Here is a 16,194-nt window from a genome sequence, read left to right as displayed (position 1 = left end):
TTTTTAGTAACATTTAAATTTATTAAAATGAAAAAACATACAATATTATTACTATTACTAGCTGCTGGAGTACAATTTTCCTGTAATCAGGATCTTGAACCTACGGTATATAGTAGTTTGACCAATACCAATGGGTATCAAACAAAGTCAGATGCTATTGCTGCAGTCAATTCCGTTTATGGCAGACTAAAAGGGCCTTCTGTAGGCGATAACTTTTCATACTGGGCCACAAGACACTTTGCTCTAACAGATATTGCTACAGATTTAGGTCATTGCCAATTTGGTGGAGATCCGGGACAATTGTCATTAGGAACTTGGAATTCCAGTAACGGATTGCTTCAAGAAGATTGGAATGCGATGTATAAATTGATTGCCAATGCAAATAACGCGATTTTTAATATCGCAAAAATGTCCGGGATAACTGCTGCCGAAAAGGCACAATTTATAGCTGAAGCCAAATTTTTGAGAGCATCTTCATACATGGACTTAACAGATGCTTGGGGACCTGTAATTTTAATTACGGAAGCTAATTTAGGAAACCCAGCTTATCTAGAACAAATAGCTCCGTCATCAGTAGAAGAAATAGATGCTTTCCTGATCAAAGAATTGAATGAAGCTGCAGATGTGTTACCTTTAAATTATATGAATAATCCAATTTATGGTACAAACGATGTAGCACGTGCTACTAAAGGCGCTGCACTTACATTATTAGCGAAGTTATACCTGCGCAGTCATGATTGGCAAAAAGTAGCAACACTTACACAGCAAGTAATGAACTTGAACCAGTATAGTCTTTATCCGTCCTATTTAGGATTATTTAAAGAAAGTAACAAATGGTGCTCAGAAAACATCTTTTCTTCCCTTAGTGATGCTAATGTAAATGGAACAGAATTATTGAACCATTTTGGACCAACAGATCATCCAGTTGTACAAAACAGATGGCAGTATTACACTGTAAACTGGGATTTCTTTAACACTTTTGGTGATGAAGATGATAGAAAAAAATGTTTCTTTCCAGAGTTTATGGGATCAGATGGCTTATTGCACAAACAAGCACCAACTTTGGGCGCGCAGCCGCCTGCAGGTGTACTTTATATGCCGGATGTAGCAACTAGAAAATATGCCGATGATGAAACTACAACGTATTATGACGGTCATAGTGTGAACATTTTACGTTATGCAGATGTATTATTGAGCAGAGCTGAAGCCTTAAACGAAATTAGTGGTCCAACTGCTGAAGCTGTAGATCTGATTAATCAAGTAAAAGGAAGATCACATGCAAAACTTTTAATTTTGGCTAATCATACTCAAGCCTCTTTAAGAGATGCAATTTTACAAGAAAGAGGATGGGAACTTTTCTATGAAGGGAAACGTCGCGCCGATTTAATTAGAATGAACAAATATGATGTTCTGGTAAATGCTTATCACCTTAGAGTTGGCGAAGCAGCATTAGTTAAAATGCCGCAAAACAAATATTACACATATCCGCAAAGTCAAGTTGATCTTAATCCAAAATTGAGTAATGCTGACAGGCAATAAATAAAATTTAAATCAGGAATAGACAGCATAATCGCCTGTCTATTCTTGATTTTTTTACACAAAAGCACTTTTCTGTTTCATTCAAAAAAGCCTTTATAATGATCAAAAAACTAATTTTAAAATGGAGCTTTATTTTTGCAATACTTGCATTAGCAAGCTGTTCTAAAAAACAAGGTAATTATATCACAAATATCAATATTGGGACTCATAGTAACAACGAATTGAAAATTCAAATCGATGTTACTACGAATGACGATGTGCAGGTATATGCCGAATATTGGACTGCTAAAAATGGAAGTAAAAACAAGATAATTTCTCCACTTTCAAAAAAAGGTCTCTCACATTCTTTAGTGCTTCTTAACATTATTCCTGAAACTGATTACAATTTTAAATTAATTACAGTACAAGGAAATGAAAAAGACAGCAGTAAAGTGTACAATTTTAAGTCAAGAAAACTGCCGGAATGGCTTCAAAAGAAATTCAAAGCAAATAGTCCAAAACCAGAACTTTTACCGCAAAACTTCAAAAAAGGTTTTATGCTTCTGGCAAAAAGAGAAACTCCGGGAACAGCATTTATTGTTGATTACAAAGGAAATATAAGATGGTATCATACGGTAGAAAATACTGGTTTTAAAGTAACGCATTTCACCCAAGATCAAACCATAATTTCTATTTTAGGAACCAATGATGAACCTACAAGTTATGGCAGCGAAATTCTAGAAATTAACCTGCAGGGCGATACTTTAACTCATATTAAAAAAGGACAAGGCGATCTTAAACAAGTTATTCACCACGAAATCATAAAAAAATCAGCAAATGAAATCGTTACTTTATTTGTTGACGCTAAAATAACAGACTTATCTTCAATTGGAGGAAAAAAGAAAGATACTATTAATGGTGATGGAATCCTGATTTTAGATAAAAAAGGAAAACAAATTTGGAAATGGAGCGTTTTCGATGATCTCGATCCAATGAAAGACAAAGCTTTATTGAAAACTAAAAAAGACTGGATGCACGCCAACAGTCTAAACTATGATAAAGACGGTAACTTTTTAATCTCTTTTTATAACAACGGACAAATTTGGAAAGTCGATTCTAAATCCGGAAAAGTAATTTGGAAATTAGGAAGAAACGGCAATATGAAAATGGCTAAGGATAGTGATTTCTCGCAAGCGCACGCGGCACACATTAATCAAGACGGAAGTTTAATGTTTTTTGATAATGGAGTAGACAAAAAACAATCTTCGGTTTTTGCACTGAAAGTAGACAAAAAAAATAAAGCAGTACAACTTGATTTCCATGTAAACCTGCCAAAAGATATTTACAACGATAGAATGGGAAGCGCCTATATGATCAATAAAGATCTCATATTGGTTTGCTGTTCTAAAAGACATATAACGGTTTTAACCAACAAAAAGGGAGTATTACTTTGGGCTTTAGAGTCGGAAATACCTCCTTACCGTGTACAATTTATTCCAGAAGAAAACATGAAACCTTTTCTTTTAAATTAAAAATTTTAGTCATGAAAAAAATAATTCTTATTGGACTCTTTTCAGCATTGCCAATTGTTGTTTTCAATTCCTGCAATACTTCAAACTCTCAGACTTTGGCTGCCAAGACTACAGCTGATGATGAAGGTTATATTACTATTGATACTTCTAAAATTCCAGATGATGAATTTGGAGAATCTGTACGTTATGGCCGTGAATTGATGCTGAAAACTGCTTATTATATTGGTCCAAATGGTATAAAAGGGAAATATTTAGGCAATAAAATGAATTGTACCAACTGTCATCAAGATGCAGGTACAAAACCTTATGCTTTCAATTTAATGTCATCACATGATAATTATCCGCAATATCGCGGGCGCGAAAACAAAGTGCTTACGCTTGCTGAACGTGTAAATAATTGTGTAATGAGACCGCACTCAGGGAAACCGCTTCCGCTTGACGGAAAAGAAATGGTTGCCTTTTTATCTTATTTTAAATGGATAAGTAAGTTTGTTCCAAAAGACGGAAAATTTAAAGGTGCTAAAAACTTAGAAATTGAATTTCCAGATGTAGCGGCAAGTCCGGAAAGAGGAAAAGCTTTGTTTGCTGAAAATTGTTCTCGTTGTCACGGAAATAATGGTGAAGGCGTTTATAATGCCGACAAATCTGGTTACACCTACCCGCCTCTTTGGGGAAAATATGCTTATCAGCCCGGCTCAAGTATGCACCGCGTTATCAAACAAGCACAATGGCTAAAAAGCAATATGCCGTATGATAAAGTAACTTTAGGAAAACCATATCTTACTGATGCCGAAGCACTAGATATTGCTGCCTACGTAAATAATGACGCTATTCATGAAAGACCAAATCCTAAAACATTTGATTATCCTAATAAAATGGGAAAACCTATTGATTATGCTCACAGTCCATTTAGTGATAATTTTTCTGAAGAGCAGCACAAATACGGACCATACAAACCTATTATCGCCTATTGGAAGAAAAACGGATGGAAAGCCGTTTACTAAATATCAAAGCATACTTTTTAACTTGAACATAAAAACACAATGAAACTAAACCTAAAAAACAGACAAATACTAAGCAGTATATTGATTATGTGCCTTTTCATTTTCAGTATTCCTTTGACTGCACAAATAAAATATACTGACGGAAACGACAGCTGGAATCCTAATTTACTAGGAAATCATCGTGTTCTTGTCAACTTTTCCGGTACAGGAAATATCGCTAAAACGACCATAGAATGGCGTAGAAGAGATGAAAAACCGGAACTTAAAAAAATTATTGTTCAAGATGCCGCAGGCAAAGAAGTTCTTAATGTAAAAACGGAAAACATCAACCGCGAAAACGGAACAATTTATTTTGAACCAATTTCAGGTAAAGGAACATACTACGTTTATTATATGCCTTACATTGACGAAGGCACAGCCAATTATCCAAAAGGAATTTATGCTAAGGCTGAAAACAAAGCAGATGCGCAATGGATTTCTAAAATAAAAACAGGTTTAAAAGACAATTGTACTGTTACAGAAATTCAAAGTGTAAATGCTTTTAATAGCTTTTATCCAATGGAAGTAATTGCAACAGCTGCCGAAACATCAGTAATTATTGCTAAAAATAGCGGCAGTACATTTCTTGTTTTCCCAGAAGACAGACTGCATTCCATCCGAATGAAAAGTGATTTACCACAACGCTGGATCGAAAAAGGAGTACAAAACAATTTTTCTGATACGGCAAAGAAAGGCGAATATTTAGCTTTTCAATTAGGAGTATATGCCCTTGAAAACTTAAAAAATGTAAAAGTATCTTTTACTAATCTAGTGAGTACAACTGGAGCGACAATTGAAGGTAAAGACATCAGCTGTATCAACACTGACGGAACAAAATATGACGGCACTCCTTTTACTAATACTGTTTCTGTTTCAAAAGGAAAAATTCAAGCAATGTGGTGCGGCATTGATGTTCCGCAAACTGCTGCTGCCGGAAATTATACAGGAAAAGCAACAGTTACCGCTGACGGAAAGTCTACAGCAATCACACTTCAAATAACAGTAACTAATGAAGTTACTAAAAACGGAGGCATTGACAGTCCTGAAAAAATGACGCGTTTAAAATGGTTAAACTCTACATTAGCTCAAGAAAATACTGTAATTGCACCTTATACTCCACTAGTAATAAAAGATTCTGAAATCTCTCTATTAGGTCGTAAACTGGTTTTGGGAGCAGATGGTTTTCCTGCTCAAATACAGACTTTTTTCACGCCGGAAATGACAACTGTCACTACAAAACCAAACGATATTTTAAGCGCTCCAATAACATTCCATTTTGTAGATGCAGCAGGAAAAGAATCATTACAATGGAAAAATAACGGTTTAAAATTCACTAAAAAAGAGGCTGGAACTGTAGCTTGGGAAAGTACATCTACATCAAAATCACTTCAAATGGATGTAAATGCTTCTATAGAATTTGACGGTTTTTTACATTATTCCGTTAAAATTACTGCTTTAGAAGACGCTTCATTTAACGATATCCGTTTTCAGCTGCCAATGCAGCCGACATCTGCAAAATATATGATGGGACTTGGTCAAAAAGGCGGAGATCGTCCTGCGTCTTTTGACTGGAAATGGGATGTAACGCATAAAAACCAAGATGGTGCATGGATAGGAAGTGTAAATTCTGGATTGCAGTTTTCATTAAGAGATGAAAAATACAGCCGTCCGTTAAACACCAATTTCTATTTACAAAAACCATTATTATTACCAACTTCTTGGGGTAACGAGAACAAAGGCGGAATCACCATTACACCAAATCAAAAATCTATTTTAGTAAACGCATACAGCGGCGCTCGCAGCATGAAAAAAGGAGATGTTTTGTATTACAACTTTACTTTATTGATCACTCCGTTTCACACCATAAATACCGATTTTCAATGGGATAACAAGTTTTACCACAAATACAGCCCAATCGATTCTATTGCTCAAACTGGTGCAACAGTAATTAATATTCACCATGCAAATGCGATAAACCCTTACATCAATTATCCATTTATCGAATTTAAAAAGATGAAAGACTATGTTGATGAAGCACACCAAAAAGGTTTAAAAGTAAAAATCTACAATACTGTTAGAGAAGTTTCGAATAAAGCTTATGAAACTTTTGCTTTAAAAAGTTTAGGACATGAAATTTATTCTCCAGGAAAAGGCGGCGGATTCTCTTGGCTTCAAGAACACGTAGGCGATGATTATATTGCTGCTTGGTTTGTTCCTGAAATTAAAGATGCTGCAATTGTAAACAGCGGTATGAACCGTTGGCATAACTACTATGTAGAAGGAATGAACTGGTTAACTCAAAACGTTGGCATAGACGGAATTTATCTTGATGATGTTGCTTTTGACAGAATCACTATGAAACGTATTAAAAGAGTATTGACAAAAGATGGTCACCCAGGAATAATCGATTTGCACAGTGCTAATCAATACAACAAAAGCGATGGTTTTAATAACAGCGCCAATTTATATATGGAACACTTTCCGTACATCAATAAACTATGGTTTGGAGAATATTTTGATTATGAAAAAGGACAACCTGACTTTTTCTTAACTGAAGTAAGCGGAATCCCTTTTGGATTAATGGGTGAAATGCTTCAAGACGGAGGAAATCCATGGAGAGGAATGGTTTACGGAATGACAAACAGACTTCCGTGGAGTAGTAATGCTGATCCTAGAAATATTTGGAAATTATGGGATTCTTTCGGAATCAAAGGTTCTGAAATGATTGGATATTGGAGTGAAAACTGCCCAGTAAAAACAAGTAATGATAAAGTATTAGCAACTGTTTATAAAAAGAACGGAACAGCTTTAATTTCTATTGCAAGCTGGGCTGATACTGACGTAAATGTAAAACTGAACATTGACTGGAAAAAACTAGGAATAAATCCTGCAAAAGCAACAATTACTGCTCCAGAAGTTGAAAATTTCCAGCCTGCAAAAACTTTTACTGTAAAAGATGAAATTCCGGTAGCAAAAGGAAAAGGATGGTTATTGATTATTAAATAATCAATACCTCAGATTTTAAGCTCCAGCGGAGCGATATATTAATTTGATTACAAAAAATATCACCCCTTTGGGGCTTATTTGAAAAAAACATTAATTTCTATAAATATAACGTCCCGCTGGGACTTCATAATATTATAAACACTAAATAAATAGCTCTCCATATGAAACTAAGGCCATTTTTATCGATTTTGCTTTTTGGAAGCCTGTTTGTCAATGCACAAAATAAACCAACTATCAAGGAATATAAAAAGGTGTTTACAACCTATCCTTTTTCAGATCCAGATCCAATTCCCAAACCTGATACAAAAGTTTATCCATACTATCGTTTCGATGGTTTTACAGATAAGCCTGTACAAAAGGAATGGAAAGTTGTTGAACTTGAAAACGATTATATTAAGCTGACGATTCTGCCGGAAGTAGGCGGAAAAGTTTGGTCGGCAATAGAAAAATCGACTGGAAAAGATATTGTTTACAACAACCATGTTATCAAGTTTAGAGATATTGCGATGCGCGGTCCGTGGACAAGCGGAGGCGTTGAAGGTAATTATGGTATTATCGGACACACTCCAAATTGTGCAACTCCTGTAGATTACACCACAATAACTAGAGAAGACGGAAGTGTAAGCTGTATTATTGGTGTTTTAGATTTACTAACCCGCACCTCATGGAAATTAGACATCAATTTACCAAAAGACAAAGCTTATTTTACTACTAATTCATTTTGGTTTAATTCGACCGAGTCCGAACAACCTTATTATACTTGGATGAATACTGGTATAAAAGCGGCAGGAAATTTACAGTTTATATTTCCGGGACAAAGCTACATTGGTCATAATGGGGAACATAACGAATGGCCAATTGATAAAAAAAATGGCAAAGATTTATCGTATTATAAAAACAATGATTTTGGCGGTTACAAATCGTATCATGTTTTTGGCAAATACAATGATTTCTTTGGAGGTTATTACCATGACGAAGATTTTGGAATGGGAAGATATGGCAACTATGATGATAAACCCGGCAAAAAAATCTGGATTTGGGGATTGTCTCAGCAAGGAATGATTTGGGAAAAACTACTTACAGATACTGATGGTCAATATGTAGAAGTACAAAGCGGCCGATTATTCAATCAAGCAAGTGAAGGCAGTAATTTAACTCCTTTTAAACAGCGCTCTTTTGCACCGTATCAAACCGATTCTTGGACAGAATATTGGTTTCCAGTAAAACAAACTAAAGGTTTTGTAAAAGCTAATAATTATGGCGCCGTAAACGTAAAAAATGAAAACGGATGGTTAAAAATCTACTTCTCTCCGCTTCAAAAATTAAATGAAAAATTGGAAGTTTTTGACAATGGAAAAAAAATCTATTCCAAAGATATTTCCGTTAATACCTTACAAGTATTCAAAGATTCTATTCAAACTGCGGTTGATCAAAATAAATTAAGATTGACAATTGGAGTCAATAAACTGGTTTGGAATTCGGCACCAGAAGACGGCAATCTTAACCGTCCTTTAGAAGTTCCAAAAGATTTTGACAACAATTCAATTTACGGATTATATCTGCAAGGCAAAAACTACATCAGCTTTAAAGATTATATAAAAGCTGAGGAAAAACTAAACGAATGTCTTAAAAAAGATCCTAACTATGCTCCTGCCCTTTCTGATCTTGCCTTATTGCAAATTCGCAAATTTCAATACAAAGATGCAATCGCTTCAGCCATTAAAGCTTTATCTATAAACACTTACGATCCTGCTGCAAACTATTATTATGCATTAGCCAATATGCATTTAGGAAATAACATTGATGCAAAAGACGGATTTGATATTGCTGCCGCAAGTGCTGAATATCGAAGTGCCGCATATACTGCTTTAAGTCAAATTTATTTCGGTGAAAATGAGCTGACAAAAGCTGCTGAATATGCTGAAAAAAGTTTACTCAACAATCAAAACAATCTAGAAGGATTACAGCTTTTGGCCGTTATATATCGTTTACAAAACAATAAAGACAAAGCGGTTACAATCTTGAATAAAATAACCAATGTTGATCCGTTAAATCATTTTGCGGGATTTGAAAATTTCCTTTGGGCAAATTCAGATACTGCAAAAACACATTTCACTTCATTGATAAGAAACGAAATGCCAGAGCAAACTTATCTTGAATTAGGAATCTGGTACCAGCATCTAGGTCTTAAGGACGAAGCTTTGAAAGTTTTCTCGACGGCAGCTCCAAATGCTGAAATTATCTATTGGAAAGCATATTTAGAAAACAAAGCCGTTGATTTAAGTAAAATTCAACCTGGAATCAGTTTTCCGTTTCGCCATGAAACCGCAGTTATACTCGAAGATCTTATTCAAAAAAATGACCAATGGCAGTTAAAATATCACTTGGCTTTAATTGAGTGGAATCGCAATAATCTTTCAAAAGCAAAAGAACTATTTAATCAATGTGATTCTAAACCTGCTGATCCAGCTTTTTATGCTGCAAAAGCATCTTTAATGAAAGACAATCCTGAAATCGTAACAGCAAGTTTACAGCAAGCTCTAAAACTAGATAATCAAGGATGGAGATACAATAAGTTATTAGCAGAACATTTTATCAGTCAAAAACAATATGACAAAGCACTTGCCATAACAGAACCTTTTTATAAAAAACATAAAGAGAATTATTTAATGGGAATGTTGTATGCCAAAACTTTGCTTCTTAATAAAAAATACAGCGCAGCAGATGCCTTTTTGACCAAACTAGAAATCCTTCCGTTTGAAGGTGCAACTGCAGGAAGACAATTGTATCATGAAGCTAAATTGATGCAGGTTTTAACCGAAATGAAAAACAAACAATACAAAAAAGCATTACAATTAATTGCTGATGCTAAATTGTTTCCAGAAAATTTAGGTGTTGGAAAACCTTATGACGAAGATATTGACGAAAGGCTTGAAAACTGGCTGGATTATCAATGCTATACAAACTTAGGTAATTCGGATAAGGCCAAAGAATCGTTACAAAAAATTGTTGCTTTTAATCCAAAAATTGACAATACTGTTATGAACTTTTTACCTGCAAATCAGCTTATTTCAGCTTGGGCTGTCGAAAAAACTTCTACATCAAAAAAAGCAGAAGAATGGATTCGAAATCAAGCTAAATTATATCCTGAAAACAAAATTGTTCAATGGAGTTTACAAATGTACACTCAAAAACAATCCGATATTTTAACAGCCGACGAAAAAGACGGAGAAGTTAGAATTATAGAAAAGCTCTAAAAAACATATAACTTATACAAAATGAACAAGCTATTTTTAAAATGCACCCTGTTTAGTATTGCTTTATTAGCGTGCCAAAACATTCAGGCTCAAAATGCTGAGAAAGATAAAGATCCTTTATCTATTTACAGAGCAACTCCAATAAAAGTTCACGATTTGGTACACACAAAATTGGAAGTGTCTTTTGATTATGGAAAAAGGCATTTGTACGGAAAAGAATGGCTTACTTTAAAACCGCATTTCTATGCAGCAGATTCGCTTACTTTGGATGCGAAAGGGATGGATTTTAAAGAAATTTCGATCGTAGAAGGAAAGAAAAAAACACCTTTAAAGTACACTTACGACAACGAACAGCTTTTTATTAAACTGGACAGAAAGTATAAAGGTTCTGAAAAATATACCCTTTTTATTGATTATACGGCAAAACCAGCAGAACTGAAAAGTAAAGACGGCGAATCGATTACAAACTCAAACGGATTGTATTTTATTAATCCTGACGGAAAGGGAGATAAACCAACACAAATATGGACTCAAGGCGAGACTGAAGCTTCGTCTTGCTGGTTTCCGACAATTGACAAACCAAATCAGAAAACAACATCTGAAATTGCTATGACAGTTCTGTCAAAATATACCACTTTGTCAAACGGTAAATTAACTTCACAAAAAGTAAATAAAGACGGAACAAGAACGGACACTTGGAAAATGGAACAGCCAAATGCACCTTATTTGTTTATGATGGCTGTTGGTGATTTTAAAATCTATAAAGATTCTTATAATGGTAAAGAAGTCAGCTATTATTTAGAGCCAAAATATGCACCTTATGCCAAACAGATTTTTTATAAAACGCCGGACATGATGAATTTTTACAGTAAAATGCTTGGCGTAGAATATCCTTGGGCAAAATATTCGCAAATTGTTGTGAAAGATTATTTTGGAGGTGCTATGGAAAATACTTCAGCAACAGTTCATGGCGAATATGTACAAAAAACAGAACGAGAATTATTAGATGATAATCAAGAAAGTACAATTGCTCACGAACTTTTTCATCAATGGTTTGGAGATTATGTAACAGCTGAATCATGGTCAAACTTAACCATGAATGAATCATTTGCTACTTTTGGAGAAGTACTTTGGCACGGTCACGACGCTGGACAAGATGCGGAAGACAGATCCCGTTATGAGAAACTTCAAAATTATTTTCGTTCTCAAAAAAATGGTAACAGTCCTATTTTAGCACGTTTTCATTACAAAAATGCAGACGATATGTTTGACAATATCAGCTATTCTAAAGGTTCTATTATTTTGTATGCCATGAAAAATCAAATGGGTGATGAAGCATTTTTTAAAGGATTAAATCATTATTTAACAACTAATGCTTATAAATCTGGCGAACCGCATCAGCTGCGTTTATCGATGGAGGAAGTGACTGGAAAAGGTTGGCTGCCTTATTTTGATCAATGGTATTATAATGCTGGAAGTCCGATTCTGGATGTGAATTACAAATACGCTAATGGAAAAATCATCATTACTATCACTCAATCTCAGGATAGTGCTGTACAAACCTTTACATTGCCTTTAAAAGTTGATTTTTATGTAAACGGAACTAAAACAAGAAAGGATATTTTAATTCATAAAAGAGAACAAAGTTTCAGTTTTGACCTTCCTTCAAAACCTGAATTTATAGATTTAGATCCAGATAAAATTTTAGTTGGTGAAGTTAATGTAGATAAAAAAACTGCTTCTGATTATTTGTATCAATACAAAAATGTTCCTGTTTATTACAACCGAATTGAAGCCATAAAATTTGCATCAAAAGATAAAAGTCGTGATTCGCAGCTTGTATTATTGGCAGGTTTAAAAGATCAGCAAGACGATTTGCGAACATTAAGCATCAAAGGAATTGATTTAGGTGATCGCGATGTAAAAGATGATGCTGTTAAAGCTTTGCTTGACATTGCAAAAAATGACAAAAAAACAAACGCCAGAGCAGCTGCTATTGTAAAATTAGCTTCAACAGGAGATTCATCTTATAAAGGGCTGATGATTGAGAGTACAAAAAATCAATCTTATAATGTAATTGCTGCTGGAATTTATGGCTTATCAAAATTCTCAACTCAAGAATCAGATCAAGCCTTAAGCTCTTTAGATGATGATACAAAAAATCATGTAACACCAATAATCAAGAAATATAATAACCAAAAATAGACTTCATAAACCCTTTATTAAATTAACTCAAATTGCATATAAAGTTGAGATATTTAATGATCAGAATTTTGAAATAACATAAAAAAACATGCATAAACTTTTTCTAACATACGCCTTATTCTCGATAATAACCATTTGTACCGCGCAAAACAAAGTCAAAAAAATAAATGTAAAAGACTACGGAATTACGGCTGGTACGAAAGAAAATCTAACTTCAAAAGTTAACAAACTTATTGAAGGATTAGGCAGCGAGGCTGTAGAAATTATTTTCCCAAAAGGGCGATATGATTTTTATCCAGATAGCAATTATTATAAAACTTACTACGAGAGTAATACTTATGATGCAGCCGTTAGAAAACTAGCAATACTTATAAAAGATAAAAAAAACATAACCATCAATGCACAGCAGTCAGATTTTGTTTATCATGAACACATGCAGCCCTTTACTTTAGACAATGCCGAAAATATTACGATCAAAAATGTAAATATCGATTGGGATGTTCCTTTAACTTCTGAAGCCGAAGTTATAGAAGCCGATGAAAATCATATCGTTATGAAGATTGATATTATGCAATCTCCATACAAAATTCATGAAAAAGGATTAACGTTTGTAGGCGAAAATGCTAATGAAAATTGGGCGTTATCTGGCGGTTCATGGTTAATTGAATTTGATAAAAACCACATAATTCCAGCAAATACAGGTGATAATGGCTGTGTGAAAGGAGATCTAAAAAATGTAAAATACAGCGAGATCAAACCCGGCTTGGTATTAATGCAGGGAAAATTTACAAAAACTCCCGCGGTTGGAAATTTTCTTATACTAAGACATGGTACAAGAGATCATGCTGGAATGTTTTTATTTCACAGCAAAAACACCAAATTAGAGAATATCAATGTGTATCACACTTCTGGTTTGGGTATTTTATCTCAATACTGCGAGAATATCGAAATGAGAAATGTGAACATGATTCCAAACCCGCATAAAAATCGCTATTTGAGCGGTCACGATGATGGATTACATTTTATGGGATGCAAAGGAGAAATCGTAATCGATAATTGTGATGCACAGGGTTTAATGGATGATCCTATTAATATTCATGGAACTTACGTACCAGTGATACAAAAAGTTGATGACTATGCTGTAAAATGCAAATTTGGGCAGGATATGTCGCACGGATTATTATGGGCAGTTAAAGGCGATAAAGTAGGTTTTATACAGAAGAAAGAAATGGGAACTTTAGCTTATGGCACTGTTTCAAGTTTTGAACCTTTAGATGTTGATCATTTCATTATTAGATTTAAAGAAAAAATTCCAACTGATCTCGATACTGGTTTTGTTTTAGAAAATCTGAGCTGGACTCCAAATGCTACAATTACCAATTGCTTTGTTGGCAGTAATAGAGCTCGAGGTTATTTAATTTCAACTCCAGGAAAAGTAACTATCGAAAATAATATTTTTGAAACAAGCGGTTCAGCAATTCTTATTGCTGGAGATGCTAACTATTGGTACGAAAGTGGTGCTGTAAAAGACATTACAATCAAAAATAATGAATTTAGATATCCTTGTAATTCTTCCTATTATCAATTCTGTGAAGCTATAATTAGTATTTATCCTGAAATTCCAGAGCCAAATGCGTCACAGCCATTTCATAAAAACATAAAAATAGAAAACAATAGTTTCAATCCGTCAGACTACCCTATTCTATATGCTGTATCTGTAGATGGATTGACCTTTAAAAACAATACCATTAAACGCAGTTTTGCATTTACACCTTGGTATCCTGAAAAGTATAATTTTAGAATTGAGGCCTGCAAAAATGTCGAAATCAGCGGTAACAAAATAGGAAAAGAGGTTTTAGGAAAAAATATTCTTCTAAAAGGAATGAAACGAGAAGAATTAAATCTAAAAAACTCGGAATTGAGTGTTGAAATCGCAAAACCAATTTAAATTTTCATTTCCGAATTTAGAATAAAATAGACCATACAGTACGTTATAATTTACCACTTAAAAAAAGAGATTAATTCTGAAAAAGAAGTAGTCTATTATTATCTGTAGAAATTATGACACAGCTGCTCAATTCAATTAATAGAAAAATAAACGTATCGTTTTTATATAACACCTTTTTATGGATAGAAAACATACTATTAAGGATATCGCTAAGATGGCAGGAGTTTCAAAAGGAACTGTTGACAGAGTATTGCACAAACGTGGAAAAGTTTCACCGCTTGCCCTCGAAAAAGTAAATGAAGTATTAAACGTAATTGATTACGAACCCAATCTTATTGCGCGGAATTTAAAAAACAATAAAGTTTATCATATTTGTATCCTGCTTCCCGATCCAAAAATAGATCCATATTGGCTTCCTTGTATAAAAGGAATTAAAGAAGCTGCACAGGAATTTAAAGCCTACAATTTACTTATTGAGACTTTTTACTTTAATCCAGAAAAGACAAGATCTTTCTTGAGCATCAATGAAACTATTGTCGAAAAATCGCCTGACGCAGTTTTATTGGCTCCGCTTTTCCACAAAGAAACACTCGATGCGATAAAAAAATATGAATCCTTAAATATTATTGTAAATACCTTTAACAATCAGGTCGAATCGGCTGCTGTAAAAAATTTTGTTGGACAAGATTTATATAGAAGCGGTCGTGTCGCTGCAAAATTGTTAAGCACAATTCTTGACAAGGGACACATTGCTATTATACACATTGATGAAACCTACAAAAATGCAATTCACATGCAGGAAAAAGAAAGAGGATTTAAATCCTTTTTTAGTCAAAAAAGTAATTTGGAATATAAGCTTACTACATTAAAACTAAAAAACCCAAATCTAGAAGTTACTTTAAAAAACTTTATCAATGAAAATCCTGACTTAGCAGGCGTTTTTATAACTACTTCTAAGGCTTATCAAGTTTCTAAGATTATCAGTAAAATTAAGGACAAAAGAATACGTATTATCGGCTATGATTTGGTTGATGAAAACGTAACCAATCTAAATCAAGGTGTAATCGATTTTCTGATTCATCAAAATCAAAAAAGACAAGTTTATCTAGGCATTACATATCTTATAGAGCATTTTCTGTTCCGTAAAGAAACACCGGCAGTAACATTATTGCCAATCGATATAATTAATTCTGAAAATGCTGAATTCTATCGCGCATAATTTTCGTTCAAACTGAAATTCCAAAATAAAGTTTCAGTTTGAACTTCATTTTTAAATACTGATTACAAATCTTCTCTTCCTGGAATAAAGAAATTTTCAATCAACCTCATTCCAAATTACTCTTCACAATTACTCTTCACAATTACTTCTAAAACAATCTATTTTTACTGTTGATGAATCTAAAAATTTGCCATCTTACTTTACATTTTAATACCGACAAAATCAGACTGAAAACGTCCAAAAATTCATCTCAGATTTTAGTAAAATTTCAATGCAAAACAGAAAAGAAATCAGGTCATTTCCTAAACTCAAAAAACTTGAAAACACTCCATATTCTATCCTTTTAAAAAACTACTGGCATTCAAACTTTTATTTTGGAATTAACCTCTATTTCAGGTCCTTTTTCATTTATAATAAAACCATAATTATGCAAAAAAACACATAATTCAAACTAATAAAAAGTTTA

8 protein-coding genes are annotated in these 16,194 nt (G+C 33.8%); all 8 read left to right on the top strand.

What is annotated here, in order from left to right; genetic code table 11:
* Positions 1-27: 27 nt before the first annotated feature.
* The 8 genes from NLG42_RS12410 to NLG42_RS12375 all read left to right on the top strand — a co-directional run bounded on the left by NLG42_RS12410 (position 28) and on the right by NLG42_RS12375 (position 15,728).
* On the top strand, positions 28-1,539 hold the full coding sequence (locus tag NLG42_RS12410; protein ID WP_257683965.1) for a RagB/SusD family nutrient uptake outer membrane protein: 1,512 nt from the start codon (positions 28-30) through the stop codon (positions 1,537-1,539).
* Positions 1,540-1,637: 98 nt separating this feature from the next.
* On the top strand, positions 1,638-3,050 hold the full coding sequence (locus NLG42_RS12405) for an aryl-sulfate sulfotransferase (protein ID WP_257683964.1): 1,413 nt from the start codon (positions 1,638-1,640) through the stop codon (positions 3,048-3,050).
* A gap of 11 nt (positions 3,051-3,061) precedes the next feature.
* Positions 3,062-4,054: a c-type cytochrome gene (locus NLG42_RS12400; protein ID WP_099719828.1), complete on the top strand. Its 993-nt coding sequence runs from the start codon at positions 3,062-3,064 to the stop codon at positions 4,052-4,054.
* Between the two features lie 39 nt (positions 4,055-4,093).
* A complete protein-coding gene (locus NLG42_RS12395; RefSeq protein WP_257683963.1) occupies positions 4,094-7,099 on the top strand; it encodes a glycoside hydrolase domain-containing protein in 3,006 nt (1,001 codons plus the stop codon).
* A 161-nt stretch (positions 7,100-7,260) separates the two neighbouring features.
* Positions 7,261-10,356 (top strand): DUF5107 domain-containing protein, encoded by a 3,096-nt coding sequence (locus tag NLG42_RS12390; RefSeq protein WP_257683962.1) that lies wholly within the window; start codon positions 7,261-7,263, stop codon positions 10,354-10,356.
* A 21-nt stretch (positions 10,357-10,377) separates the two neighbouring features.
* Positions 10,378-12,561 carry a M1 family metallopeptidase gene (locus NLG42_RS12385; RefSeq protein WP_257683961.1) on the top strand — a complete coding sequence of 728 codons (2,184 nt, stop codon included), beginning with the start codon at positions 10,378-10,380 and terminating at the stop codon, positions 12,559-12,561.
* An 88-nt stretch (positions 12,562-12,649) separates the two neighbouring features.
* Complete coding sequence (locus NLG42_RS12380) at positions 12,650-14,509, top strand: alpha-1,3-galactosidase-related protein (protein ID WP_257683960.1); 1,860 nt, start codon at positions 12,650-12,652, stop codon at positions 14,507-14,509.
* A gap of 178 nt (positions 14,510-14,687) precedes the next feature.
* Entirely contained in the window at positions 14,688-15,728 is a 1,041-nt protein-coding gene (locus NLG42_RS12375; protein WP_257683959.1) for a LacI family DNA-binding transcriptional regulator, read from the top strand.
* Positions 15,729-16,194: the final 466 nt, after the last annotated feature.

Origin of the sequence: Flavobacterium plurextorum (assembly GCF_024638035.1) — a bacterium.
GTDB classification, from domain to species: Bacteria; Bacteroidota; Bacteroidia; order Flavobacteriales; family Flavobacteriaceae; genus Flavobacterium; species Flavobacterium plurextorum.
Note: the sequence above shows the minus strand (reverse complement) of the source record. Positions and strands in the feature narration are given on the sequence as shown.

Excerpts from the sequence above, each read along its gene's own strand:
- NLG42_RS12390 (WP_257683962.1), top strand. The coding sequence starts at position 7,261 with ATGAAACTAAGGCCATTTTTATCGATTTTGCTTTTTGGAAGCCTGTTT.
- NLG42_RS12410 (WP_257683965.1), top strand. The coding sequence starts at position 28 with ATGAAAAAACATACAATATTATTACTATTACTAGCTGCTGGAGTACAA.
- NLG42_RS12405 (WP_257683964.1), top strand. The coding sequence starts at position 1,638 with ATGATCAAAAAACTAATTTTAAAATGGAGCTTTATTTTTGCAATACTT.
- NLG42_RS12380 (WP_257683960.1), top strand. The coding sequence starts at position 12,650 with ATGCATAAACTTTTTCTAACATACGCCTTATTCTCGATAATAACCATT.
- NLG42_RS12385 (WP_257683961.1), top strand. The coding sequence starts at position 10,378 with ATGAACAAGCTATTTTTAAAATGCACCCTGTTTAGTATTGCTTTATTA.
- NLG42_RS12395 (WP_257683963.1), top strand. The coding sequence starts at position 4,094 with ATGAAACTAAACCTAAAAAACAGACAAATACTAAGCAGTATATTGATT.
- NLG42_RS12400 (WP_099719828.1), top strand. The coding sequence starts at position 3,062 with ATGAAAAAAATAATTCTTATTGGACTCTTTTCAGCATTGCCAATTGTT.
- NLG42_RS12375 (WP_257683959.1), top strand. The coding sequence starts at position 14,688 with ATGGATAGAAAACATACTATTAAGGATATCGCTAAGATGGCAGGAGTT.